Below are 23,998 nucleotides of genomic sequence, written 5' to 3'. Positions count from 1 at the left end.
CTGGCGTGAGCGACGAAATCAGAAGACCTGACCGGTACCGATGGAGAGCTTGCGTGGGCGCACCGATAGCCGTGGCGCGAGATCGATGTCCGTCGCCGGCTGTGTGACTGGGGTTGGTGATGCGACCATTGTCGTAGTCTCTGCCTCGGCCCGACGTTTCGGCCCCACAGGCGTACGTACCGTCGGGGCCGACGTCAGAATCCGCGTGACGTTGGCGAGATCCGTCGCTGCTTTCCGAGTCTTCCTCGCCTGCGTGAGCTTTTTCTGGACGTAGACCTCGATTGGATTGGTATCGATCGCAGCAATATGGCGTTGGCGCTTGCCAGATTGCTTGAGAATCTCCTGACGCAGTTTGAGATTGTGCGGCACGACGCCCCACGCCCCTTGCGCCTCGAGGACACCCAGTTCCTCGCCACTGGCCACGAAGGCGCGTACTGAGCGCAAGTCGTCAGCGTTCATGTAGACCAGCAGATACTCGCCGATCAGATGCGTACCTGCCGCGAGCAACCGGCTCGTGTAGCGCACACCATGCAGGTTGATATGCGGACGTACGCCTTGAGAGAGATAGGCGCGCACCCGGCATCGTCGGGCCGATTGCATCAGGCAGAGTGTCTGGCGACGCGCCTGGGCCAGCCATCTCACAAGCGTCTGTTTGCCGCGCACGAAATATTCCATCGCTTCGAGTGGCGTGCGTTGTTAAGGCCGGCGTGCGGGGTGCCGTTGTAGCGGGAAATGCTGTACTCAACGAGTTCCGAGAGTTCGTCGAGTGAGACGTAGAGCCTCAGGTCGCCCTTCGGATCTGCGAGTGCCCGACGCAGATCGCGAGGATGAGCACCCGTATAGCCAGGCAAACGCGATGAGAGGCGGTTCGCGATCGTCCCAAAAAACCTCTCAATATAGGGTCGCTCATCGGGGCTGTACTTCGGTCCGGCGTCAGCGACACAGCCAACAAACTCGCACAACGAATTCAGTGTTTCCCTTGCGAGATTGGCCTTTGCGTTGTCGAGTTTGATCCACTCCCACGTGACGTACGCCAGTTCGGGCAAGCGACCCGACGGAAAACCGTCCTGTGGTCCATACCCAAGCCCTGCGATGGTGAACATTCGCGCACGATGGGGCTCGAGTGCATTCTCGATTGTCTTGACGACGTCATACCGGCTGTATTCGCGAAACGCTATGTGATAGCCGAGCACGGCGCGCGTGCACACATCGATGATTACCAGGAGCCATACCCGTTCCATCTCGAATTCGTGTGCGAAACCGAGTGGATCCCGCACGACAACCTTGAGCCTGATATCGAGCCGATGACCATCAAATTCGACGACCTGGTACGGCCGGACCGCCGCAGGTGCGTCCGCGCCGTCGAGCCGGGGCAGGCCCTTAAGGTGCGAGGCGCCGGCTGAGCGTGCCGCCGTGCCAAACGTACGCGGCAGTTCCGCCTTCAACCGTCGGGACAGCGAGCGAACCGCATGGTCGCCGGTGTTGAAGGGATAGTCGGCCGCCGTCAATCCCAATGATCGACATCGGCGCAGGAATTCATCGTGCATCGATTGCAAACCGCGTAGGCGCGTGCGCAGATGTCCATCCGTATGCCTCTGCTCGAGCAGCACCCTGCGCTGTTTGACCTGAAGCAGAAGCCATCCAGTCAATTCAGGGTAACGCTCGAACAGCTGCGTCAATGCACCAGCGGCGCCCCGGCTGCCGCGCTCGCCTCGCACCTGCACGTCGCACACCCGCCCGTAATCCGCGATGCGCAAATAGCGAATGAGCGCCCGAAAGCCGAATGGACGTCCATCAGGGTGTGGTGCCTGGGCTCGTTCGAGCCATCGGTACAGTTGCCGGCGATTGATGCCCGTTGAACGCTCGATTGCCTTGACCGACTCTCCGGCTGTGTAGCGCAACACGGCGTGTTGACGTGTCTCGAATGTGGCCCGCGCCACATCGTCCAGTTCGGTAAAGGCGACAGTAGGCCACGCGCTCACGTCGATTGACTGCAACTCCAGTTTGGGGCGGCGTTCACGATCGTGCGATGATCGTCTTGCGGGACGTCACACTGGCTGGCAAAGACGAACTCCCTGCTGTGATACAGAACATCAGGAAGCTCCAGCGCGACTATGAACAGTCTTCTGAGCCGCTCGAAAGAATCTTCCTCGAAGGTTCGAACGTCGACGACGAAAAGGGGATCTACGCTGGAATCAAGTCTGAGCGGGCGCGTGCCTTGCCATTAATCGAGCAGGTAATCAACCTTCAATCAGACGGCAGACAGGATGAGGCTCGCAGGGTCTTGCTGGACAGCGCGCGGCCGGCCGGCTTCAGCAAATGCGCGCGCTCATCGACCCAGTGTGCGAAGTTGAGCGGCTTGCAGTACTTCAACATGCGCGTTCTCCTGTTCAGTCAGCCCGGCGATTCGCCGCAGCGGCGCGCGGCGCCCACGCGACCGCCTTGATCTCGATGGCGAGCAGCGGATGCGGCAACTGATTCACCGCGACCGTCGTGCGCGCCGGACCCGTTTCGTCGAAGTACTCGCCATAGACTTCGTTGTAGCCGCCGAAGTCGTTCATATTGACGAGGAACGTCGTCACCTCGACGACGTTCGACAGATCGGCGGCTTGGGCGCGCAGGATGTCGCGGACGTTCTCGATCACCGAGCGCGTCTGCGCGCGAATATCGGCGGATGCCGTGCCGAAGCTATCGGCGTAAGCACCGGCGAAGGCGTTGTCGGGCCGCTGCGAACTGGAGCCCGACACGAAAAGAAAGTCGCCCGCGCGGTGTCGCCTTGCCGGGCATGACCTGGGTTTGAGCTGTCTCATTCATGCGCTGTTCCTGTCTCTCGCGTTGCATGTCAGGTTGCTGCTGCGATGCCGCAGCAACGCCTTGAGACTAGTGTGGATAGCGGCCCGGTAATGAAACTTCCGGTGCTGGTATTCCATTGCTTGATAGCACGGCGCAGTGGTCGCCTCAGGCATCGGTGCGCTGCAGATTTCGCCTCGCGGTATCGAGTTTGGCCAGCTCGTCGGCGAACGTTGCCCAGCGGTTCTGTGCGGGCATCGACGCGACGACCGCGCACGCATTGGCATTGGACAGGCCGGACAGGATGGGCTCCATCTGACTGGTTACATCAATGACAGCCCATTGTTAGCCGGGCGGCGCGCGAAGCGCCGGGTACTCACGCCTTCGCTTCCGTGGCTTGGCGCTTGCCACGCGCGTCGGCCGACCGCTTGCGGTCCACTTTCAGCCGGTACTGGAACGTCCCGCTCTTGAAGTATAGGTATTCAAAGTCGATCGGACGTTTGGCGGCGTCGTAGGTCAGGCGCTCGACCTGCAGCAGCGGCGCCCCCTTGCGAGCTTCGAGGGCGAGCGCTATCGCGGGCGTCGCTGCCGTCGCGTCGATGGCTAGGTCCGCGCTGCCAAGCGCTATGCCGCAGTCGTTTTCGAGAATCAGGAAAATGTCTCTTGTTATCAGGTCCGCGCGCTGAAGCCTTTTGCCGAGCGGCTCGGGCACGAACGTAATCTCGTACGACGTGGGCTTGCGGTTCAGCAGCCGTACGCGATGTATCTCTGCGACGGGCGTCCCTTCATCCAGTTCGAGCTTGGCCGCGACCTGCGTGCTCGCGGGCACGAACTCGAATGACACCACCCGATTGGAAATCTCGTGCCCTTCGCTCGACATCGCTTCGGCAAAGCCTTGCAGCGAGGTGATGTTCTGCGAGGCTTTCGGCTGGGAGACGAACGAGCCTTTGCCGTGCACCTTGAAAATCAGGCCTTCTTTCTGCAAATCGCCAAGCGCCTGCCGAATGGTGATGCGGCTGACGTCGAACATCTCCTGGAGTTCGCTCTCGGACGGCATCCGGCAGTGAGGCCCGTAGGTGCCGTCGAGAATGCCGCTACGTAGCTTTTCCTTTATCTGCTGATAGAGCGGGATCGGGGAGTCGAGCTCGAATGGCGGGTGGAGGTTGGGCATGTTCGATGGGGCCGCATCGTGCGGTTTTGATTTCAAAAGATTATACCGTTGCGTGCCGGCTGTGCGCTGGATGGCATCGTATTTGCGTAGTGTGAACATATCATGTAATAACAAGGGGGTTTTGCCATGAGGGAAAGATCCAGACGCGCCTCGCGACGAGCCGGACAAGACGGGAGCAGGCGTTGAACGGGCTCTCTACCTTGATGATGGCGGCGACGGCCGCGTACCTGTCGACCAACGTCGACGGTTACTCGCTTCTGCTCGTCTTCTTCGGCAACGCGCGCTATCGCGCGATGGAGGTCGCCGCGGGGCAATTCGTCAGCGTGGGGGTGCAGGTCGCGCTTTCCCTCGCGATCGGACAGTTGGGATGGCGCTCCGACACCCCGTTCGTCGGGCTTGCGGGCGTCGTGCCGCTCGTCGTCGGGCTGAAGGGCATCGTGGGGTTGCGTCGGGCCGGCGACGCCGGCATGCCTGAGCCCACGCATGGGACATTCTCCGGGAAAGGGCGACCGGCTCGTGTCGCGACCGTGGGTCTCGTTGCCACGTCCGGCGCGGTCGACAATGTCCTGGTCTATTCGAGTCTGTTCGCGGGCCGCGCGCCGGCCGACGTGGCGTGGGTCGCGGCAGACTTCGTTCTGCTGACGGCCGCGCTGTGCGCCTGTGCGTTCTTCACGGTGCGCTCACGGGTGTCGATCCACGCGCTGCGCATTGCGGCGGCCCGCGTCGCGCCGTTCATGACGACGGCGGTCGGCCTCTCGCTGCTGCTGCGCTTTAAAACGCTCGCATGGATCTGAACACTGACGGGACGCGCGCGAAGTGTGCACCAGTCGGAAACGCTCCTGCACCGAACGCCGCAGCCAAGTTCGCTTGTGGGGCAAAAGGTCGGTAGCGAAATCCGAAAATACGGCGGTTTACGCGACGGAAACGTTGGCACAGCTCTTGCCTTATCAAAGGCAACTTGTAATGACGAGTTATAACTACTGCCATGCACGTGGACGACTTTCCCGCACCTGCGACGAGCACCATGCCCGAGGACGGACCGCCGATACATCTCGGCGCGCCCGGCCCAATGTATATGCAGATTGCCGACATCCTGCGCGATCGGATTCTGGGGGGAAAGTACCGGCCGAATCAGCAGATGCCTTCCGAAAGCGAACTGATGAAAGCCTTCAACGTTAGCCGAATCACGGCACGTCAGGCACTCGGCAATCTGCAGAACGAGGGGCTCGTCTTCCGTATTCATGGCAAGGGGACGTACGTCTCGCGTCCGCGCGCGTTTCAGGATCTCGGCAGCCTGCAGGGCTTCGGAGCGTCGATGCGCCAGATGGGCTATGAAACGCATTCGAAGGTGCTGTCGCTGCGCAGTATCGTGCCGCCGAGGCATGTTCGCGACCGAATCGCATGCGGCGCGCGGGTCGTCGAATTGAGGCGGCTGCGCTTCTTGAGCCGCGCGCCCATTTCGCTCGACGTGTCGTATCTGCCGTCCGAAATCGGTTTGCGCGTCGCGAAGGCCGACCTGACGAATCGCGACGTGTTTACGGTGCTCGAAAACGACTGCCAGATCGTGCTGGGACACGCCGATCTTCAGATGTGCTCGCTTCTCGCCACCGACGAATTGTGCAAAGTGCTCGGCGTGGAGGAGGGCGCGCCGATTCTGTTCATAGAGCGCGTGATTCACACGAGCGCTGGCGCGCCGCTCGAATATGAGGAGCTGTATTACCGGGGAGATGCTTTCCAGTTCAAGGTCCACGTCGAGAGGCAGGCCGTCGGCGCCACAAGCTAAGGACTCCGACCCGATCAGATGCGGGCGCCGTTTCGGCGTTCCGGTTGTCATTGTCCGACATGGGCCAGGCTGCGCGATCTCATGTCATTCAATCTTCAAGGTTACATCATGCGAATCAGGGATTTGACAGGCTGTGCGTTATGCAGTTCGCTCGTCGCGATGGGAGCCGTGCTGGCGGGTACTGGCAACGCGCACGCCGAATCGATCGACATCGGCATCGGTACCCAGGATACGACGACCAACACGGTTACGGGCGGCATCATCATCAAGCAATTGGGCTTGCTGAACAGATATCTGCCACACACCGGCAAGTACAAGGACGTCACGTACAACGTGACCTGGCAGAACGCGACGTCCGGGCCACCGATCACGAACGGCATGATTGCGGGCAAGCTGCAGATCGGGATGATGGGCGATTATCCGCTGCTCGTGAACGGCGCGACGGGCCATGCAACCGGCAACGATACCGAACTCGTCGCAGTGCTTGCGTACAACGCGCTCGGCGGAGGCAACGGCGTGGTGGTACCGAAGAATTCGCCGTACTACGATCTTAACGACCTGAAGGGCAAGCGCGTCTCAGTCCCGTTCGGCTCCGCCGCGCACGGCATGGTGCTCGCCGCGCTGCAAAGCCGCGGATTGCCGAGCGATTACTTTTCGCTCACCAATCAGTCCCCGGAAGTGGGCAGCACCAGCATCCAGGAAAGCCGCGTCGACGCACATGCGGATTTCGTGCCGTTCGGGGAGCTGCTGCCTTTTCGCGGATACGCACGGAAGATCTTCGACGGCGTCGAGACCGGGCAGCCGACGTTTCATGGCGTCGTAATCCGCAAGGACTTCGGACAGAAGTATCCGGAGATCGTAACCGCCTATATCAAGGCGTTGATGGATGCGAATGACTGGGTCCGGAAAAATCCGGTACAGGCGGCGGAAAAGATTCAATCGTGGACGGGGGTGAACAAGGAGGTCGCCTACATCTTCCTCGGTCCCGGCGGCATCGACACGCTCGATCCGACCATCAAGCCGCGCTGGGTCGCCGCGTTGAAAAAGGACTACGCAGTGCTCAAGAAGCTCGAAATGGTGAAGGATCTCGACATCGACAAGTGGGTCGACGATTCGTTCGTACGCGAAGCGTTCAGAGAAACCGGTCGCAACTACGATGCGCAGCTCGCAAGCTTTTCGAACTATCAGGTCGAGGGAACCGACACCCTTTGCCACGCGCCGATTGCCGATCCGTCGCGGGCCGGACAGATCTGGATTGACGGCGGTAACATCGTTTCGTTCAGCTCGGCGGCCTGTACGCTCGCGGGCGTCGATCAGTACCACGCGCAGGGCAGAAAACTCGATGCGGTCTATCTGATGGATGGCAGGCTCGGAGTGAAGGTTTTTGCGGACGCCGCGTTCTACACGCTCGGCGGCGCGGACAAGGCGAAGCCGGACATCCAGCCGTTCCTCCTCAAGCGCGATGCCGAAGCGAGCGCGAAGAAGTCGGGCGCGAGGGTGGTCGACTATACACAGGCGTTGAACGCCGCCCGTAAAGGAGAAAAGTGACATGGAACGGTTGTTTGATCTGAACGTCGACAGCGGTGCGCCCACGCCGTCCGTGCGGCCGCCAAAAATACGTCGCCTGTTCGCACCGTCGCCCGGCAGCGCCCGCGCGCTCGGCACGAAGGCTGCGCTGGCCAGCGTGTCGATAGGCGTGCTGTTCGTGCTCTGGTATCTCGCCACGCGTTACCGGGTGCAGTTCTACATTCGCTTCCAGGACGTGCCGACGCCGCTCGACGTGTTTCGCGAGGCCCGTCACATCATCGGCTCGCACAAGTTTGCGGTTGACGTCGGCAGTAGCGTACGGCGCATTTTCGCCGGCTTTTTTATCGCGCTGCTGTCTGGCGTGGGCCTCGGGCTGCTGATCGGGCGTTATCGTATCGTGAGCCAACTGCTGATGCCGGCGATCGAAGTGATGCGCCCGATCCCCGCGATCGCGTGGGTGCCGCTGTCGATCATGCTGTGGCCGACCACCGAATCGTCGATCGTGTTCATCACTTTTATAGGCGCGTTCTATCCTGTCCTGCTCAACACGGTGGACGGCGTCGAATCGCTCGACAGCGTGTTGCTGCGCGCGGGCCGATGTCTCGGTGCGAGCGAAGCGCAGTTGTTCTGGCATGTGATTCTCCCGGGTGTGCTGCCGAACATCTTCACGGGCCTCACGGTGGGTATGGGCGTCGCGTGGGTATCGCTGATAGCGGCGGAGATGATCTCAGGGCAGTATGGCGTCGGCTACTACACGTGGGAGGCTTATTCGCTGGTCGATTATCCGGCCATCGTGCTCGGCATGATTACGATCGGTACGCTTGGTCTGCTGTGCGGCGGCGCAATCCGCCTCGTCGGTCAGTGGTCGACGCCGTGGCTCGCATACATGAACGGAGCGCGCAAATGAGCAAAACCAACAAAGGTCGGATCGACTGCCGCAACGTTGGCGTCGTGTTCGGGTCGGGCGACGCGCAGACCGAGGCCGTGAAGGATGTTTCCATCACCGTCGAGCCGCACGAGTTCGTTTCGCTGATCGGGCCATCGGGCTGCGGAAAGTCTTCGCTGCTGAGCATCGTGGCGGGCTTCACGAAGCCGACGCGCGGCACGGCCACGCTGGATGGCGTGCCGATCAGGAAGCCCGGCGCGGACCGCGGCGTGGTGTTTCAGCAGTATTCGCTGTTTCCCTGGCTAAGGGTACGCGAGAACGTCGAGTTCGGCCAGAAGATGGCGGGCGTATCACGTGCAAAGCGGGAAAGCACCGCCCGTACGCTGCTGGGTCTCGCCGGATTACTTGCGTTTGAGAACCACTATCCGGATCAACTGTCGGGCGGCATGAAGCAGCGCATAGGCATCGTTCGCGCGCTCGCGGCCAATCCGCAGGTGTTGCTGATGGACGAGCCGTTCGGAGCGCTCGACACGCAGACGCGTACCGTCATGCAGGAAATCCTGACGAACATGTGGCAACGCTTCCGGCTTTCAGTGCTGTTCATCACGCACGACATCGAGGAGGCGGTGTTTCTGTCCGATCGCGTCTACGTAATGACGGCGCGGCCCGGCCGTGTCAAGGCGGAAATCCGCGTGCCGTTGCCTCGTCCGCGCACTCCGGCGATGTTCGACACGCCCGAGTTTGTCGAACTGGTTCACAGGCTGAAGAACCTGATCCGCGAAGAGTCGCTCGCCGCGATGGGATCGGAGCTGGCGTCCGGCGGCGTCGACGGTTTCGGCATCGAGATGGGCCCGAACGGCGTCGAAGAAATGCTTTGAGGGCTTCATGCACGGCGGATCGAAGAGCGCCGGCATTTTTGTTGATCAGTATCCCTAACCGGGAGCGGGGGATAGCGCTTCCGACAGATGGAGTTTTGCAATGAGCAAGAAACCCAACATCCTGTTCTTCCACGTCGACAATCTGGGCATGGGCGAACTGGGCTGCTATGGCGGTGGCAAGCTGCGCGGCGCGGATACGAAGCGCATCGACGCGTTCAGCAAGGAGGGCACCAAGCTGACCCACTACGTGGTTGAACCGCAGTGCACGCCCACACGCTCCGCGCTGATGACGGGCCGCTATCCAATCCGTTCGGGCAATCACACGATCGCGCTCGGAGGCAACGGCGGCGGCCTAGTGACGTGGGAAATCACGATTGCCGAACTGCTGGCGAAGGGCGGCTATAAGTCGTCGTGTCTCGGCAAATGGCATATCGGCGCGGAGGACGGTCGGTTCCCGACGGATCACGGCTTCGACGAGTGGTACGGTCCGCTGCGGACGTACGACGAGTGCATGTGGCTGGAAGATCCGCACTATGTGCCGGAGCGCGATGGCTACTCATATATGCACGAGGGTTTCAAGGGCAAGGGCACGAAACCGCTCCTCGACGAGCAGCTCACCATGGAAACCAAGAAGACCTGCGACCTGGAATACCAGAAACGCGGCATCGACTTCATGCAGCGCTGCGTGAAGAACGACGAACCGTTTTTCCTGTACTTCAATCATTCGCTGATGCATTTCCCGATGTCGCCGCGCGACGAATTCGTGGGCAAGAGTACCAACGGCGACTGGGGCGACTGCCTGCTGATGCTCGATCACGACTTCGGCGTGCTGCTCGACGAACTGGACCGTCTCGGCGTGGCCGACGACACGATCGTGATCCTCTGCGGCGACAACGGCGCCGAGGACCATCTCGCGGGACGCGGCACAGGGGGCTTTTTCGACGGCTCCTACTTCAGTTCGGCGGAAGGCGGCATCCGAACGCCGCTCCTGGCGCGCTGGCCCGGCCGCATTCCGGCCGGCGTCGAGAGCAACGAGATGGTGCACGTCACCGACATGTTCACGACGCTGCTGAGTTTCGCGGGCGCCGAGCCGCCGAAGGACCGGCTCATCGACGGCAAGGATCAGACGCGCTTCTTCCTCGGCGAACAGCCGACCTCGAATCGCGAATCGTGCATGGTGTGGCTCAAGGACGAACTGCACGCGGTGAAGTGGAAGGACTTCAAGATCAACTTCAAACGCCAGCAGCATTTCCACGATCCCGAACTGCCGCTTGGCTTCGCGCGGATCACGCATCTGCAGGAGGACCCGAAGGAGCGCGAAGCGGTCAATCAGCGTTATGTGCGGTGGTGGGTGATGCAACACGCGCATCGCGTCGTGCGCGAATTCGAGGATAGCGTGAAGCAGGAAGAGCTGATTCCGCCCGGCTCGGAACTCTACTTCGTCCCGAAGTCGGTCTTCAACGCCTAACGCGATGAGCGCGCCGACGACGGACGCACGACCCGCGAAGCGTGCATGCTGCTGCTCTTCCGCAAAGGCAGCGGCACAGGCCCCAGCGACGGAAACCGCCCGCACCAACGGCATGGTGCGAATTGTGGGCGGCGACTTCACGATGGGTTCCGATCTCTTCTACAGGGAAGAGCGTCCGGCGCGGCGCGCGAGCGCGCCGGATTTCTGGATCGACGCGCATCCGGTCACCAATGCGCAGTTCGCTGCGTTCGTCGATGCGACCGGCTATCTGACGACGGCCGAGCGCGAGCCCGATCCCGCGCTTTATCCACAGGCCGATCCCGCGCTGCTGTGTCCGGCGTCGCTGGTGTTCACGCAGCCGCCCGGGCGCGTCAGGCGCGGCGACTATCGGCAGTGGTGGGCGTATGTGCCCGGTGCGAGCTGGCGGCATCCGCAAGGCCCGGAAAGCGGTCTCGAAGGACTCCTGGATCATCCGGTCGTGCATGTGTCGTTTGCGGATGCGAGCGCATATGCGGCATGGGCCGGCAAGGCCCTGCCGACCGAAATCGAATGGGAATACGCAGCGCGCGGCGGGCTCGACGGCGCGGTCTATCCGTGGGGCGACGAGTTCGCGCCGGACGGCCGGCAGATGGCTAACACGTGGCAAGGCGAGTTTCCGTGGCAGAACACGCGGCTCGACGGTTACGAACGCACATCGCCGGTGAAGTCGTATTCCGCCAACGGGTACGGTCTTTACGACGTCGCGGGCAACGTGTGGGAGTGGACCGCCACGCGCTACGGCGAGGCGCCCAGCGCCGGAGAGACGAAGTCGTGCTGCATTCCGTCATCGAAGCTCGACGATCCGAACGTGCGCCACGTGGTGAAGGGCGGCTCGCACCTGTGCGCACCGAACTATTGCCTTCGTTATCGGCCGGCCGCGCGCCAAGGCCAGACGCTCGACACGTCAACGAGCCACATCGGCTTTCGATGCGTCGTACGTGCCTGACGCGTGCGCCGCCCGCCGGGCACTGCCCACGCCGCTCCCCACGTCGTCAACAAACGGGATAGGGTCATGACAACTCCTGCGAACAGGATCGATAAACCGCGCGTCGCATCGCGCATTGCATTGCCCGCGTCGCGCGCCGAATGGCTGCGTGAGGTGCTTGCGGGCGTGGTCACGAGCCTCGCGCTGATCCCCGAGGTGATTTCGTTCTCGTTCATCTCGGGCGTGGAACCGCGTTTCGCGTTGTTCGCCTCGGTCGTACTGCTCGTCGTGATGTCGCTGGCCGGCGGGCGTCCGGCGATGGTCACGGCGGCGGCGGGCTCCATTGCGCTCGTGGTCGGGCCGCTCGCGCACACGCACGGGACCGGCTACATCCTTCCCGCCGTGCTGCTCGGCGGGCTGATCCAGGCGGCGTTTGGCCTCTTCGGCCTCGCACGCATCGTGCGTTTCATTCCGCGGCCGGTGATGCTCGGCTTCGTCAACGCGCTTGGCATCCTGATCTTCTGTGCGCAGCTACCGCACGTGATGCATCAATCTCCCGCCGTCTATAGCCTCTTTGCGATAACGCTCGCGATCGTGCTGGGCGCGCCGCGTTTCACGCGCGTCATTCCTTCGCCGCTGATCGCTATCGTCGTCGCCACTGGCCTCGCGCTCGCGACGCACTGGGGCGTGCCGACAGTCGGCGCGGGCCAGCCGGTGCGTGCGGACCTGCCAGGCCTCACGGCGTGGACTGTACCGTTTGACCTGGGGACGCTGAAAATCGTGTGGCAAACGGCGGTCAGCATTGCGTTCGTCGGTTTGCTCGAGACGCTGCTGACGGCGAAGCTCGTCGATGAAATAACGCAAACGCGTTCGGACAAGACGCGCGAATCCTGCGCGCTCGGGCTCGCAAACCTGTGTGCGGGCGCGTTCGGCGGCATCGCGGGTTGCGCAATGATCGGTCAGACGGTAGTGAATGTGGGAATCGGCGGCGCGCGCACGCGGGTCTCGACGCTCGCGGCCGCGCTCACAATGCTCGCGCTGATCACTGGGCTGAGTCCCGTCATGGCACATATCCCGATGGTGGCGCTTGCGGCGGTGATGATGGTCGTCGCGGTCAGGACGGTGGACTGGCACAGCTTGCGGCCGGCTACTGTCGCCCGCATGCCGTTGACGGAAACCGCCGTGATGCTCATGTCTGTTGCGTTGACCGTCTATACAGGCAATCTTGCGATCGGCGTGGTCGGCGGCGTGCTGCTCGCAACCATGCTGTTTGCGCGACGCGTTGCGCATGTAATCCGCACGACGCGCAGCGTGTCCGCCAATGGACAGAGCGTACGCTACGAAATACATGGTCCGCTTTTCTTCGGCAGCAGCAATGAACTCGTCGATCGATTTGATTATTCGGCCGATCCGCGTACCGTCGTGATCGATTTTTCGCGGTCGCAGATCTGGGACGTGTCGACAGTCGCCGCGCTCGATTCGATCGAGGCGAAGTATCGGCGGCACGACGTCGCCGTGCAGTTCACCGGACTGGACGAACGTAGCCGCGCGTTTCACGCGCGGCTCAGCGGCAAGCTCAATGTCGGGTGATCAATTTGCAAGGTTCTGTTTCACGGGTGTTTGACCGTGCGAATCGCGAACCTGGTCACCACCGCATCGCGCGCGGCCCCACCAATGCGCCTATGAGCGCCGGCACCGACATGCCGGCCAGATACCACGTCGCCCAGAACGGCGGTGCCATCTCTGGGCAGCGCAGGCAGTAAGCGAGCGCACCGATTGCGCCTGCGAGCAGGCCGGTAGTCGCGCCTGCCAGTGCAGGCCGGGTCGGGGCGAGACCACGCATCGCAATCAATAGCGCCGCGAACCCGGGAATCGAGAGCTGGACGATATGGGCGAGACAGGCTCGCCAGGTGTGGCCGAGAATCAGCGCCTCGCGCATCGGCGCCGGCGCGCCCGCGAGTACCGCCAGCGCGGACAGCCAGACGAGCACGATCGGCACGCAGAGCAGTTTCCATGCTCGCTCAGTCGGTACGCCCGGTTGGGACAAACGCGACAGGACCGCTACGCCCGCGGCGGTCATCGAGACAGGGAGCGCCAACTTGGCCCAGAACACGGGCATTGTGAGCCGCGCGGCGAGCGCCTGGACCGGCACGCCCCCGGAACAGCAAATACGAGCAGCAGTAAAGCGGCGGCCACACCGAACATGACGCCGGTGCCGAGCCGGCGGCCCACGGCCGCACGCGACGGCGCGCGGGGACCCTGCGCGAGCATCATGATGAGCATGTCAGTCTTCATGGCTTCTCCTTTTGATCTTTGCTGCGAGCGCTTTCAGCCCGCGATGTACGCTGACCTTGACGGCGGATTCAGTGAGACCGGTCGATGCCGCGGTTTCGGCGACAGATCGACCCCATAGTTTGGTCTGCACGATCGATTCGCGCTGGCGCGGCGGTAGCGTCGCGAGTAGCCGGTCGAGATCACGCTGGGCGTCGAACGCATCCTGATTCGATGGGACTGCGATGTCCATTGCCGCAGTGGATGCATCGTCGTCGAGCGGCTGGAACAGTTCGCCGCGTCGCGCGCTCGCGCGAAAGTGATCGGCAAGTTTGTAGCGGACGATTGCGCTGATCCATGCGGTGAGCGGGACGTCAGGCCGAAACGTGTCGAGGCCCTTGTGTACGGCAATCAGCACTTCCTGCACGAGATCCTCGATGTCGGCATCTTGCTGCCAGAGATGCTTGTGCAGCCGGATCCGCAGATGACGCGCGAGTTCACTGAGGAACCCTTGATATGCGTGCTTGTCCCCTGCGATCGACGCCTGGAGCAGCGTAGTGAGCCGCCGCTCTGTATCGGTCAGCGAGCTCGCGGCGCGCGCGCGGCCTTCGCCATTTTCGTCGGATGCCGCTTGAGCCATCACGGGTTGCGTCGGCGTCAAATGAATGGTTGCCATAGCAGGAGGCGCATGCCGACGACTGGCGCAGCGGTGGATGCCGAAGATATGCGAGGATGAGGCATGGTCGTCGAAAGAATGGGGTTGAATTACCCGCATGTGCGGGACCTGGGTTGTACTGCCGAATTGGACAGATCCCCTGCTAGCCGGCATCGGTTACAGAGTCACCGAAATATTGTTCGACATCGTCAGCGCAGATGCGGCGTGATGCCGATGACTAAGCATCAAGGAGTGGCTTCCGCAGGTGAGCCACCTATGTGCCCCAGCGGAAAAATCCACGTTCGGCCTCAACAGTTCGTAGCTGCGACGCGAAGTGCCATTTGTTGCCACGACGCATATGGCTGCCGATGCCGGCGGCTGATGCCAATAGACGGCGATACGGAACGGCTTAAGGAGCGAGCCGCTTGCTGCGGGATAAGAGTCTGCCCGACTTTTGAGCTGATAGAGCCGTTGCGCCGAAAAGGCCTAGCTGCCGAAAAAGATATTGCAGAAGCTGACAGGTCCTACGCACCCGTCGTTTGAGCGCGGTGCCGAAGACATCGGCACCGCTTGATTCGTCGAGCCTGAGTTAAACGTGCGGTCAGCCTGCGGACCCATGACGGCGTTCGCCGCTGGCTTCGCCGGTTGCGTTTGCACTTGTTGCTGCTCGTCGTTTGTGACGCCTTGTGCGCGAGCGGTGCCCAGGAAGGTGAAGGCGAAGAGTGCAGTGATGGCGAGTGCTCGGATGTTCATTGGGAGTTCCTGAAGAGAGAATGATTTAATGGCGAGACAGGTTCCAGATGTCGCCTGTCACCTTTGGTAAATCGGGAAAGAGAGGGGCGCGGTTACAGCCGGATAAAATTCGCGCGCCGCAAGAATCAGTTGCGCGACGTTGCCGTGGTAAGCCGCGTGTAGAACGGCTTGAGCAGCGTATCGACGGCGAACGGCCCACTGCCGCCGAACACGAGCGTCAGCAGACCGCCGATATAGAGAAGGTCGGTCTCATAGCCCGGTGGCCCAAAATGCGGCACGCCGTTGGTCACTGACATCAGCTTGATCGACGTGAAACCGAACTGCGCGTGCACTGTGAGGGTGGCGACTAGCAGGACCATGATCATTGGAATCGTAATCAAAGGGACGAAGGCGCCGAGCAGGATAGCCAATCCGCCTCCCAGTTCGACGACGATCGTCGCCCACGACATTAGATGTGGGAACGGCACGCCCAATGCATGTAGGATCGCCGCGAAGTTTTCGGGATTCTTGACCACCTTCGCGTAACCGTGCGCGATAAATCCGTATCCGACGATCAACCGAACGGGAAGTGGTGCGATGGCGCTAAGACGAAGGGATAGCCAGGACGGATCGAAATAACGAAAGAGTGATTGAGATTGATTCATGGTAGACCGGGTCGGAAGGGGCGACAGGCGGAGTGACCGGCGGTGTGTCGGTCACGCCTGGCGGCAAACTGCCTTGAATAGATCGGTCGAGCCCTGCGTCTGGTTACACCCGCTTGGCGATGTGTTGAGCAGCGTGCGGTTAGCTCCCGGCGTGAGTGAGCGTTGTGCGCCTCGGCGATACGAGGCGCCGATGATTGCGCCATCGGTCGCTGAATCAGGACCGCTTGCCGTTCGCCGGGCAGTGCGTGTGTATGCAGCTTGGGGGCGGAGCTGGACCACTGACTATGTGGTTTGCCGCACACTTTCCCCGAATTTTTACACGGTGCCCGATGTCGTTCTGGTTCGCCCGCTCATGACCGGCAGGATCCTGCATATTTCACCTTCGTAAATTCTCGTCTTTTCTTCTAGAAATACCGAATGGGACGAAGCGTTGTTCAGACTCCCCGAGAGACGCTCCGTCCCGTTGTAAATCGACTCCGGGGCAACGACGGCCCCGCATTCGGTATCTCAAACGACCAAGAAGTGCATCAGCCTTGGGCGGGTGGCAGCAACTTTTGGTCAATCATCGCTTGAAGGGCCGCTTGGAACGCGTCACGCGTGTCGACCGCAGCATTGAAGCCAGCCTTTCTAAGCTTGATTGTGCTCACGAAGGCGACAGGGCCCGCGGGAGCACCGTACGCAAACGCGAAATCGGCATGCTGGTCGCCCTGCGCAACGAACGATCGCAAATCGGCGCTCTTCAACCCGTACTTCTTGACGATGGTTTGCCAGACATCGGCGTTCTGTTGGATGTACGCCGTGAGACTTGTGGGTGCGTCTTCTCCCACGGCGACACCTAGCGTCTTTGCCATCGCTGGCCAAACGCTTCGCCACTCGAACACATCGCCGTTCGTGACGTTGAAAGTCTCGTCGACGGCTGCCTTCGACTCTGCAGACCACACCATGACTTCACCGACCAGATCTGCATCCGCCATCTCCCAGACAAACGAAGGTCCACCCGGGAAGCTAAACGGCTCTCCCTTTTCACGGCGAATCGCGGCGTAGACACCGATGGCTGGAAGGACATTGAGGGCGCCGGGTGTCTTGCCCGTCACTAGCTGTGGACGTAGCACGGTATAGGAGAATCCGTGACGAGCGCCGGCTTCGCGTATGTAATCCTCTTGGTCGAAAAAGAAATTTGCATGGTTATCGCGCGGATCGCTCTCGCGCGCAGGAATCGCGATTGGATGAAGATGCACGCCGTAGGCTTTCGTCCCCTGTAGGATCGACACATGCTTGAGGGGCGCCTTTGCCGCTACCAATGACTCGACGACGTTGCGCAACATCGCGTTGTTGGTCTTGATCTGCTCCGCGTTCGACCAGCCTCCGACGAGGTCCTCTGCGCTTTCCGAAATGGCGGCATAAGCGACATGTGTGAGATTGTGGTGGTGCACCAAGGCTTTACTGACAGAAGTCGCGTCGCGCAGGTCCGCAGAAAGGAACTCGAAGCTACGGCCGCTGGGAAGTTCTGGCTTGCGCCTTGAAGTTCCTGCTACGTCCCAGCCAGCGTTAAGAAAAGCTTCGATCGCTGCTACGCCGATAAGGCCGCTTGCGCCGACAACCAGAACCTTGTTTTTCATAATGAGTACCTTTTTCGTATGAGCTTCGATTACTTCACTCTGCACGCGACGGTCCGCGCGCCGATTTGCAATTCCTGGCCACCTACAGGCCGCGATGCGAGGGATATATCGGGCTGCGCGCCATCGTTACGATGCAGCGCGCGGGGAGTGCACCCGAGGAATTCCGACAAAACCTGCCAAAAGGCACAGGGACTATTGGAAAATCAGTCGGTCGGGACCAGTGCAGTGACTCGCTGAATGCCGCGCTGCACGGCCGGTCGACCTTCAACTCCGCGATACCATCGTTCAATATTGGGGAATCCGTCGAGGTTAACGCCCGCAAATTCGCGCCGCCACAGCCAGCCAAAATGGGCGATGTCAGCAATCGTGAACTCGCCGCCGGCCGCATATTGGCGTTGAGCGAGAACTCGATCCAGAACAGCGAGCACTCTGTCTGACTCTGTCTGGAACCGCGCGATGGCCACGGGAATTTCCTCCGACGCCTGGCGTTTGAAGAATCCCAGTTGTCCTAAGGCTGGACCTATCGCGGTCAAATGAAAAAGCAGTTGTTCGAATGTTCTTGCCCGAACAGCGCCCGCGCTGGGAAGTAAGCGACCTGCCTTCTCCGCGAGATAGATAAGGATCGCGCCTGACTCTGTCAATGTGATCGGTTCGCCCCCAGGACCGTCGTTGTCGACGAGAACGGGTACCTTGCCATTCGGGTTGATGGCAAGGTAGTTTGGCCATTTCTGCTCACCCTTACGCACATTGATGGGCTCGATCTCATACTCAAGCCCGAGCTCTTCCAAAGCTATGGGTATTCGCACACTGTTTGGAGTTGAAAACGCAAAGACTTTCAGCATCAGTTTTCCTTGCTAGCCGCTGGAAAGGAGATATTCCGCTTGGTTCTCTATTTGGCCGATTCCGCAACGATTGTGGTAGCCAGAAAACAGTGATATCGTTCATTCCAAAGAGGAATATCAATGGACCGACTCGCTGCTATGGAAGCGTTTGTGCGGATCGTCGACACGGGTTCGTTTTCGGCGGCAGCACGGCACCTTAGAATTGGCCAACCGGCCGTGTCCAAGGCTGTTGCGCAACTCGAGGAGCGGCTTGGCGTGCGTCTTCTTTTCAGATCAACGCATGGCCTTGCTCCGACAGAATCCGGGCAAAATTTTTACGAGCACGCAAAGCGCGCACTTGACGAGGCGGAAGAGGCGGACCAGGCGGCCCGTGGTGCAAGTGCGACGCTGTCGGGCAGATTGAGAATCTGTGCCGCGGTGACCTTCGCTCGTCTTCACGTTGTGCCCCATCTACCGGCCTTTCTTGATCAACATCCTTCGCTCGATCTTCATGTCGTCCTGGACGACCGCAATGTGGATCTCATTGAGGCCGGCATCGACGTCGCGTTACGCATGGGTGACCTCGCTGACTCGACCTTGACCGCCCGCAAATTGGGCCACGGCCGGCGGGTACTCTTGGCCACACCGTCCTACTTTGCACGTGCCGGACACCCGCAAACACCGGACGATCTCGCCACACACAAGGCGGTGATCTACGATCAGCGTGGCGGCGGCGCGACGTGGGTATTTAAGCGCGGCGCAGAAGAGAAGTCGATCGTCGCAAACGGGCGAGTCCACATCACAGCAGCCGAAGGGGTGCGGGAGGCAGTGTTCGCTGACTTGGGTATTACTGTCGCGTCGGAATGGATGTTCGCCACGGAGCTTTGCTCTGGAAAGGTAGTAGAAGCGCTTGCAGACTGGACGTTACCCGATATCGATCTTTGGGCTGTATTTCCGACAGGACGTCAAGCAAGTATGAAGGCGCGCGCCTTCACAAGCTTCATCGAGGCCCGACTGTTCAGTAAAGAACGACTGCGCCCCTAAGTTGGACCGGCGATATGGACACGATCGAGGCGCGCAATGCAGGCGGCACGACCTGTGTCCCAGGCCACTTGTCAAAGGGCTTGACCGTGGCCGACTCCCCCGGAGGAAAACAGCGGAGGGCCGTCTCGAAACGCGTTATCAAGCCACTCAGCTATACCCGATTCTCACCGAAGTGGTGATCGGCACGATCGCTCCTTGAGAACGTTTTTGTACCCTTGGGGCGATCGTTTTTTACGATGTCGGAAATACCGAAGTATCCGACCGATGCGTCACGATAGCTTACGACCTTCTTGCTCAGCGCAAGTCCACGCATACAAAAGTGCTTGTAATTCACCGTGAGCGTTTGCCAGCGTATAGATCCATAGTCAATGTGCGTTCAGCAAGCGTCATTTAGGCATGCTGCGCCCTAGTCCGCAAGAGCACGTCCGACGTACAGAATAACGCTTATTCCATCGCGGAGTTTCATTCCTAGAGGCGACGCAGGCCGCAGTTTAGCGCCAGAGTCCACGCTGCGGATAGCACCGGTCCGCCGACGTATTCGAGCAAAGCTGCACTGATTGGATTTTACTCGCCGTTCATTCCATGAAGGAATAGCCATTATGCCGGCGGTCGCCGTTCCGCTCGCGAGGAACGCGCAAAATAATGCTTCTACGTACCGGCGAGGTTCGCCGGATTGGAAGTTCCTTCTGGACTCAAGTGCATGCAGAAATTTACGACCTACACCGTTGAAACCGCGCCGGCGGAATCGAAGCCGATCCTCGAAGCCGTGAAAAATGGATTTGGCTTTGTCCCGAATCTGCAGGCAAACATGGCGGAGTCGCCCGAGTTGTTGTCGGGCTATGCTGCGTTGTGGGAGCTGTTCTCGAAAACGTCCCTGAGTAGCACCGAGCAGCAAGTTGTCTATCTGACCGCCATCTACGAAAACGAGTGCCACTACTGCATGGCTGGGCACACCAAGTTGTCCGCCATGCAGAAGATTGATGACGCCGTGGTGCAGGCCATTCGATCCGGAAAGCCCGTTCCCGACGCCAAGCTGGAAGTGTTGCGCGCTTTCACCAGTGTCGTTGTGCGGGAGCGGGGTTTCGCTCCAGACGCGGCAGTTGACGCGTTCATCGGCGCGGGCTACTCGCGTCGTAACGTACTGGAGGTGATTCTAGGTGTCGGTACGAAGATACTGTCGAATTACACGAATCACATTACCCGCACCCAACTCGACCCGTTTATGGCTGGAGCCGAGTGGGCGAAGCCGAAGGAGCCTTCGACCGCATAAACGGCAGTATCTTCTGGATAGCGCATTCACGGCGCTGACATTGATGCGACCAAAGGCTCCCGCGAGAAGGAGCTAGACAATGGAACTTCAAGGCAAGCGTGTCCTCATCACTGGCGGCTCGAGCGGAATCGGCTTGGAACTGGCCAAATCCCTCATTGAAAGTGGCGCGCGGGTCGTTGTTTCGGGACGGCGAGCGGAGCTGGTAGCCTCGGCAGCGAAAGATCTTGGCGCTGCAAATGGTCGCGCCAGGGGGGGTATAGCGGATGTCGGGACTCCTGCCGCGAGAGAGAAGACCGTGAACGAGGCTCTGACTCTTCTCGGCGGGCTCGATATCCTGATCAACAATGCCGGTGGGTTGCGCGCTGGACGCTTGGAAACCGTGTCGGAAGTGGAAATTGAATCGATGGTGGCTGTAGACCTGCTGGCTCCGATCCTGCTGACGCGTGCTGCGTTGCCAGCGTTGCGCGCGAGCGGCGACGGCATGGTGGTCAATGTCGCGTCTGGCATCGCGTTAACCGGTGTGCCGTTCTATGCCACGTATGCTGCCGTGAAAGCGGGCCTGGCGAGGCGCTGCGACGCGAACTAAAGTGAGAAGGTGTACATATCCTGCCGGTTTACCCTGGCGGTACGGATACTCCCATGATGCGCTCAAACCGCGCAGGCCCGGAACTGGGCTTCCCGAGAGTCCGCCACCGACGTCGCCGTTGCGGTTAAAGAAGGCATTCCAGCCAATGTATTCGAGGTGATCCGCGCCGGCGAAGCGCGGATAAAGATGGTCGCACTCAATCAAAGCGACCCCGAGGCGCTGGACGAGCGTTTTCGCGACCTGAAGCCTGCCCTAAAGGAGGCGGTGAAGGACCACTCGACGCTTTAATTGGGATTCGGCTCGCAACAGATCCTGTAATGAGGCAATACTGATGATGGACTGTGCACTTGCCATTCCTTCCGGCTTGACGATTGAACCGGTTGCCAAGCTGATTCCCGTAGAAAGATATTTCGAAAATCGGACCTGATGCTGGCCTCGCTGCCGTGGAGAATCGGCGGAGAGACGGGCAGACAACGCGCGCCGGCCGACACTGAGTGCGCGCGTGAATACAGATCCGGGCCAATTCACTGCCACGGTTTCCTCCAGACATAAGGCGGCGTCTGTTTCCTGCCGAATCGAATGATGAGTGGTAGTTCTCGCTACGGGGTACAAGAGTCGCTCGCGCCGTCTCCTCGAATGCGGCAAAGGCTGGCACCGGTGCGGCAGACGAAGCAGAGACCAGGGTGCCAATCGTCTGAACTGGCATTGCCGATGCCTGAAACGGCGCGAGCGGTCGCAAGTCAGCGAACCAATGTCGCGACGTCGTTTCGGCGACTGCTGCAGTTTCAATAACACATGGACCACGCTGACTTTCTCAATCTCGCTGGCCTGTACGCCGTGCAACGCGTCGCTGAAACCGGCAGCGTGAGCCGCGCGGCAGCCGCGCTGTTTCGGACGCAATCGGCCGTCACGCGGGCCGTGAAGGAAATCGAAGCCGCGCTCGGCACTTCGCTCTTCGACCGCAAGCCGTCCGGGATGCTACCGACGTCCATCGGACGCGCCGTGCTCAACCGCAGCGAGCGTGTGTTCGCAGAACTCGATTCTCTCGCGCGCTGGTGTGCGATCCGCCATTCGCGCCGCCGCATCGTTCCCGAAGCCGGTTGCCCCGCGTATCTGCTTAACACGCGCCGGCTGCAATTGTTTTTGACGCTCGCACGGCACCGGCACATGCCGAGCGCGGCACGTGCGCTCGGCGTCACGCAGCCAGCGGTCAGCAGCGCGATCCGAATTCTCGAGAACGGCGCGGGCTTTCCTCTGCTCCATCGGCATCCGCGCGGGGTGCTGCTTACAACTGACGGCGAGACGTTCTTGCTGCACGTCCGGCGCGCGCTGAACGAGCTGAGCCATGTATCGGACGACATCGCGGCACTGCGCGGCAGCATCCAGGGCGTCGTGACGGTCGGCGCGCTGCCGCTCGGCCGCACGCTGATCCTGCCAGAAGCAGTTGCGCGTGTGGTTACACAGCATCGGAAGGTTCGTGTGGTCACTGATGAAAACGCGTACGAGGGGCTCGTTGCGGCGTTGCGCGCCGGCGACATCGACTTCATCTTGGGCGCGCTGCGCGCGAATGACGCCGCAAGCGGTCTCGAGAGCGAGCGGCTAATGTCCGAGAACCTGGTCGTGCTCGCCCGGCACGGTCATCCGCTCGCCGCTGCGCAGACCCTGTCGCCGCGCGATCTGACAAACGCCCAATGGATTTTGCCGCGCGCGAATTCGCCGACGCGCGTTCTGTTCGAGACACTGTTTCGGCGGATGAAGCTGAAGCCGCCAATGCCGACCGTCGAAACCGCAGATCTCGCGGTGATTCGCGGGCTGCTGCTGCATACCGACATGATCGCGACGTTGTCTGCGCAGCAGCTGCGTTATGAATGCGAGTACGGCCAGCTAGTCGTGCTCAGTGTACCGATGCGCGACACCCGGCGCGACATCGGGTTGACGCTGCGCGCCGGAAGCCCGCCGTCTCCGGCCGCGCGTGCACTGATCGATGCGATCCGTCTCGTTGCGACAGAGGTCGCGCGTGCATCCCATGCGGCTGGGCGAGAGCGATGAACACCACGTAACTTCGCTACTCTACATCCCGGCATAGCCGGGTTGCCATATTCGCGGCGTAACCCAGACGGTGTTCGGCAGCGGGTTTGTCCTATCGCAGGATTTACGCTACACGTGGCTTCTGTGCGTTCACGCTCGGATCGAACAGCGGGGCCGCAGGCATCAGCGATGGAAAGCCGAAGGGGCGAGACTCCATGGGCAGCTCGATGCGCAGCACGACAGCGCGGCCCGGCAGCGCCGGGAGATGTGCGACTCGATAATTGTTGGGCGGTTATACGGAAATCAGGGCGGGGAACCAACATGGAGTGCGACAGGACGTCCATCGCGTCAGGACTGTGTTTGGGCTAGCGCGACCCTTTGCCACCCGCTGGAGCCTGGCATTACCGCTTGGAGGGCTATTCTTCCGCCTGTATTGGTTGTCGCTGCCCGGGATTGTCGGTCAGCTCAGCCTTCAGGCTAGGGAGCATTGCGCGATTGCCGTGTTCGACGGACCATCGTCCCTGTTACTTTTCGCTTTATTCAGCACGCATAGACCATGGTGCTTACCGGATATTCGCCTTATGGGCGACATCCAACGCCAGCAGGTCCTGCAAGGTATGAAGGCCGTGTCGGCCATCTATCCGGTTACCTATAGCACGCCACTGTCGCTGGGACGGCTGCGTGAAGTCACCATGACTCTCCTCTACAACAGCAAAACATCGATACAGATCGTCGTCATGATCGGCAGCCTGCTGCTCGGGAATCTGCCCTTCCGGTAAGCATGATCAGAAGCATATTTCCAGCAGAGGGAGTTCTACGCAATGAAGAAGTCGAAATTGA

At 60.9% G+C, this 23,998-nt stretch carries 23 protein-coding genes and 1 pseudogene; 13 read left to right on the top strand and 11 right to left on the bottom strand.

The window, feature by feature from the left end; genetic code table 11:
* Window positions 1-18: 18 nt before the first annotated feature.
* From PPGU16_RS41060 to PPGU16_RS41045, 5 genes and pseudogenes are all read right to left on the bottom strand, one after another.
* Window positions 19-2,003: pseudogene (locus PPGU16_RS41060) on the bottom strand (TnsB C-terminal domain-containing protein).
* A 244-nt stretch (window positions 2,004-2,247) separates the two neighbouring features.
* Complete coding sequence (locus PPGU16_RS43170) at window positions 2,248-2,376, bottom strand: hypothetical protein (protein WP_274600004.1); 129 nt, start codon at window positions 2,374-2,376, stop codon at window positions 2,248-2,250.
* A 14-nt stretch (window positions 2,377-2,390) separates the two neighbouring features.
* A complete protein-coding gene (locus PPGU16_RS41055; RefSeq protein WP_243460785.1) occupies window positions 2,391-2,810 on the bottom strand; it encodes a RidA family protein in 420 nt (139 codons plus the stop codon).
* A gap of 148 nt (window positions 2,811-2,958) precedes the next feature.
* On the bottom strand, window positions 2,959-3,105 hold the full coding sequence (locus PPGU16_RS41050) for a hypothetical protein (RefSeq protein WP_180727305.1): 147 nt from the start codon (window positions 3,103-3,105) through the stop codon (window positions 2,959-2,961).
* Between the two features lie 61 nt (window positions 3,106-3,166).
* Window positions 3,167-3,961, bottom strand: a complete 795-nt coding sequence (locus PPGU16_RS41045) for a GntR family transcriptional regulator (RefSeq protein ID WP_180727740.1) — start codon at window positions 3,959-3,961, stop codon at window positions 3,167-3,169.
* A gap of 182 nt (window positions 3,962-4,143) precedes the next feature.
* Between PPGU16_RS41045 and PPGU16_RS41040 the strand changes: the two genes are divergently transcribed.
* From PPGU16_RS41040 to PPGU16_RS41005, 8 genes are all read left to right on the top strand, one after another.
* The gene (locus PPGU16_RS41040) at window positions 4,144-4,755 is read left to right on the top strand and encodes a cadmium resistance transporter (protein ID WP_180727304.1); all 612 of its coding nucleotides are present in this window, start codon (window positions 4,144-4,146) and stop codon (window positions 4,753-4,755) included.
* 230 nt (window positions 4,756-4,985) lie between these two features.
* Window positions 4,986-5,744, top strand: a complete 759-nt coding sequence (locus PPGU16_RS41035) for a GntR family transcriptional regulator (protein WP_180727303.1) — start codon at window positions 4,986-4,988, stop codon at window positions 5,742-5,744.
* Window positions 5,745-5,852: 108 nt separating this feature from the next.
* Window positions 5,853-7,292, top strand: a complete 1,440-nt coding sequence (locus PPGU16_RS41030; protein WP_180727302.1) for an ABC transporter substrate-binding protein — start codon at window positions 5,853-5,855, stop codon at window positions 7,290-7,292.
* Window position 7,293: 1 nt separating this feature from the next.
* On the top strand, window positions 7,294-8,178 hold the full coding sequence (locus PPGU16_RS41025; RefSeq protein ID WP_180727301.1) for an ABC transporter permease: 885 nt from the start codon (window positions 7,294-7,296) through the stop codon (window positions 8,176-8,178).
* Window positions 8,175-9,035: an ABC transporter ATP-binding protein gene (locus tag PPGU16_RS41020; RefSeq protein WP_180727300.1), complete on the top strand. Its 861-nt coding sequence runs from the start codon at window positions 8,175-8,177 to the stop codon at window positions 9,033-9,035. The genes PPGU16_RS41025 and PPGU16_RS41020 overlap by 4 nt, the downstream gene beginning before the upstream one ends.
* A 100-nt stretch (window positions 9,036-9,135) precedes the next feature.
* A complete protein-coding gene (locus PPGU16_RS41015) occupies window positions 9,136-10,503 on the top strand; it encodes an arylsulfatase (protein ID WP_180727299.1) in 1,368 nt (455 codons plus the stop codon).
* A 112-nt stretch (window positions 10,504-10,615) separates the two neighbouring features.
* Window positions 10,616-11,488, top strand: a complete 873-nt coding sequence (locus PPGU16_RS41010; protein ID WP_180727298.1) for a formylglycine-generating enzyme family protein — start codon at window positions 10,616-10,618, stop codon at window positions 11,486-11,488.
* A 66-nt stretch (window positions 11,489-11,554) separates the two neighbouring features.
* The gene (locus tag PPGU16_RS41005) at window positions 11,555-13,057 is read left to right on the top strand and encodes a SulP family inorganic anion transporter (protein ID WP_180727297.1); all 1,503 of its coding nucleotides are present in this window, start codon (window positions 11,555-11,557) and stop codon (window positions 13,055-13,057) included.
* 55 nt (window positions 13,058-13,112) lie between these two features.
* Here the strand turns inward: PPGU16_RS41005 and PPGU16_RS41000 are convergent, their stop codons facing one another.
* From PPGU16_RS41000 to PPGU16_RS40975, 6 genes are all read right to left on the bottom strand, one after another.
* Window positions 13,113-13,580, bottom strand: a complete 468-nt coding sequence (locus PPGU16_RS41000) for a DUF1109 domain-containing protein (protein WP_243460784.1) — start codon at window positions 13,578-13,580, stop codon at window positions 13,113-13,115.
* Between the two features lie 171 nt (window positions 13,581-13,751).
* A complete protein-coding gene (locus tag PPGU16_RS40995) occupies window positions 13,752-14,567 on the bottom strand; it encodes a sigma-70 family RNA polymerase sigma factor (protein ID WP_243460783.1) in 816 nt (271 codons plus the stop codon).
* Window positions 14,568-14,879: 312 nt separating this feature from the next.
* Window positions 14,880-15,146 (bottom strand): hypothetical protein, encoded by a 267-nt coding sequence (locus PPGU16_RS40990; RefSeq protein ID WP_180727296.1) that lies wholly within the window; start codon window positions 15,144-15,146, stop codon window positions 14,880-14,882.
* Window positions 15,147-15,271: 125 nt separating this feature from the next.
* A complete protein-coding gene (locus PPGU16_RS40985; protein ID WP_180727295.1) occupies window positions 15,272-15,790 on the bottom strand; it encodes a DoxX family protein in 519 nt (172 codons plus the stop codon).
* Window positions 15,791-16,317: 527 nt separating this feature from the next.
* Window positions 16,318-17,409: an NAD-dependent epimerase/dehydratase family protein gene (locus tag PPGU16_RS40980; protein WP_180727294.1), complete on the bottom strand. Its 1,092-nt coding sequence runs from the start codon at window positions 17,407-17,409 to the stop codon at window positions 16,318-16,320.
* A 203-nt stretch (window positions 17,410-17,612) separates the two neighbouring features.
* Complete coding sequence (locus PPGU16_RS40975; protein ID WP_180727293.1) at window positions 17,613-18,251, bottom strand: glutathione S-transferase family protein; 639 nt, start codon at window positions 18,249-18,251, stop codon at window positions 17,613-17,615.
* 120 nt (window positions 18,252-18,371) lie between these two features.
* On the opposite strand from PPGU16_RS40975, the gene PPGU16_RS40970 reads away from it, so the two are divergent.
* From PPGU16_RS40970 to PPGU16_RS40950, 5 genes are all read left to right on the top strand, one after another.
* Window positions 18,372-19,274, top strand: coding sequence for a LysR family transcriptional regulator (locus PPGU16_RS40970; protein ID WP_180727292.1), 903 nt, complete (start codon window positions 18,372-18,374; stop codon window positions 19,272-19,274).
* Window positions 19,275-19,974: 700 nt separating this feature from the next.
* Entirely contained in the window at window positions 19,975-20,544 is a 570-nt protein-coding gene (locus tag PPGU16_RS40965) for a carboxymuconolactone decarboxylase family protein (protein WP_180727291.1), read from the top strand.
* Between the two features lie 79 nt (window positions 20,545-20,623).
* On the top strand, window positions 20,624-21,130 hold the full coding sequence (locus tag PPGU16_RS43255) for an SDR family NAD(P)-dependent oxidoreductase (RefSeq protein WP_345961199.1): 507 nt from the start codon (window positions 20,624-20,626) through the stop codon (window positions 21,128-21,130).
* Window positions 21,131-21,925: 795 nt separating this feature from the next.
* Window positions 21,926-23,179 (top strand): LysR family transcriptional regulator, encoded by a 1,254-nt coding sequence (locus tag PPGU16_RS40955; RefSeq protein WP_180727290.1) that lies wholly within the window; start codon window positions 21,926-21,928, stop codon window positions 23,177-23,179.
* 560 nt (window positions 23,180-23,739) lie between these two features.
* Entirely contained in the window at window positions 23,740-23,937 is a 198-nt protein-coding gene (locus tag PPGU16_RS40950) for a hypothetical protein (RefSeq protein ID WP_180727289.1), read from the top strand.
* The last annotated feature ends 61 nt before the right edge of the window (window positions 23,938-23,998 follow it).

Origin of the sequence: Paraburkholderia largidicola, from assembly GCF_013426895.1 — a bacterium.
GTDB lineage: Bacteria > Pseudomonadota > Gammaproteobacteria > Burkholderiales > Burkholderiaceae > Paraburkholderia > Paraburkholderia largidicola.
Note: the sequence above shows the minus strand (reverse complement) of the source record. Positions and strands in the feature narration are given on the sequence as shown.

Excerpts from the sequence above, each read along its gene's own strand:
- PPGU16_RS43170 (WP_274600004.1), bottom strand. The coding sequence starts at position 2,376 with ATGTTGAAGTACTGCAAGCCGCTCAACTTCGCACACTGGGTCGATGAG.
- PPGU16_RS41055 (WP_243460785.1), bottom strand. The coding sequence starts at position 2,810 with ATGAGACAGCTCAAACCCAGGTCATGCCCGGCAAGGCGACACCGCGCG.
- PPGU16_RS41050 (WP_180727305.1), bottom strand. The coding sequence starts at position 3,105 with ATGGAGCCCATCCTGTCCGGCCTGTCCAATGCCAATGCGTGCGCGGTC.
- PPGU16_RS41045 (WP_180727740.1), bottom strand. The coding sequence starts at position 3,961 with ATGCCCAACCTCCACCCGCCATTCGAGCTCGACTCCCCGATCCCGCTC.
- PPGU16_RS41035 (WP_180727303.1), top strand. The coding sequence starts at position 4,986 with ATGCCCGAGGACGGACCGCCGATACATCTCGGCGCGCCCGGCCCAATG.
- PPGU16_RS41030 (WP_180727302.1), top strand. The coding sequence starts at position 5,853 with ATGCGAATCAGGGATTTGACAGGCTGTGCGTTATGCAGTTCGCTCGTC.
- PPGU16_RS41025 (WP_180727301.1), top strand. The coding sequence starts at position 7,294 with ATGGAACGGTTGTTTGATCTGAACGTCGACAGCGGTGCGCCCACGCCG.
- PPGU16_RS41020 (WP_180727300.1), top strand. The coding sequence starts at position 8,175 with ATGAGCAAAACCAACAAAGGTCGGATCGACTGCCGCAACGTTGGCGTC.
- PPGU16_RS41015 (WP_180727299.1), top strand. The coding sequence starts at position 9,136 with ATGAGCAAGAAACCCAACATCCTGTTCTTCCACGTCGACAATCTGGGC.
- PPGU16_RS41010 (WP_180727298.1), top strand. The coding sequence starts at position 10,616 with ATGGTGCGAATTGTGGGCGGCGACTTCACGATGGGTTCCGATCTCTTC.
- PPGU16_RS41005 (WP_180727297.1), top strand. The coding sequence starts at position 11,555 with ATGACAACTCCTGCGAACAGGATCGATAAACCGCGCGTCGCATCGCGC.
- PPGU16_RS40995 (WP_243460783.1), bottom strand. The coding sequence starts at position 14,567 with ATGCCGGCTAGCAGGGGATCTGTCCAATTCGGCAGTACAACCCAGGTC.
- PPGU16_RS40990 (WP_180727296.1), bottom strand. The coding sequence starts at position 15,146 with ATGAACATCCGAGCACTCGCCATCACTGCACTCTTCGCCTTCACCTTC.
- PPGU16_RS40985 (WP_180727295.1), bottom strand. The coding sequence starts at position 15,790 with ATGAATCAATCTCAATCACTCTTTCGTTATTTCGATCCGTCCTGGCTA.
- PPGU16_RS40980 (WP_180727294.1), bottom strand. The coding sequence starts at position 17,409 with ATGAAAAACAAGGTTCTGGTTGTCGGCGCAAGCGGCCTTATCGGCGTA.
- PPGU16_RS40975 (WP_180727293.1), bottom strand. The coding sequence starts at position 18,251 with ATGCTGAAAGTCTTTGCGTTTTCAACTCCAAACAGTGTGCGAATACCC.
- PPGU16_RS40970 (WP_180727292.1), top strand. The coding sequence starts at position 18,372 with ATGGACCGACTCGCTGCTATGGAAGCGTTTGTGCGGATCGTCGACACG.
- PPGU16_RS40965 (WP_180727291.1), top strand. The coding sequence starts at position 19,975 with ATGCAGAAATTTACGACCTACACCGTTGAAACCGCGCCGGCGGAATCG.
- PPGU16_RS43255 (WP_345961199.1), top strand. The coding sequence starts at position 20,624 with ATGGAACTTCAAGGCAAGCGTGTCCTCATCACTGGCGGCTCGAGCGGA.
- PPGU16_RS40955 (WP_180727290.1), top strand. The coding sequence starts at position 21,926 with ATGGACCACGCTGACTTTCTCAATCTCGCTGGCCTGTACGCCGTGCAA.
- PPGU16_RS40950 (WP_180727289.1), top strand. The coding sequence starts at position 23,740 with ATGGGCGACATCCAACGCCAGCAGGTCCTGCAAGGTATGAAGGCCGTG.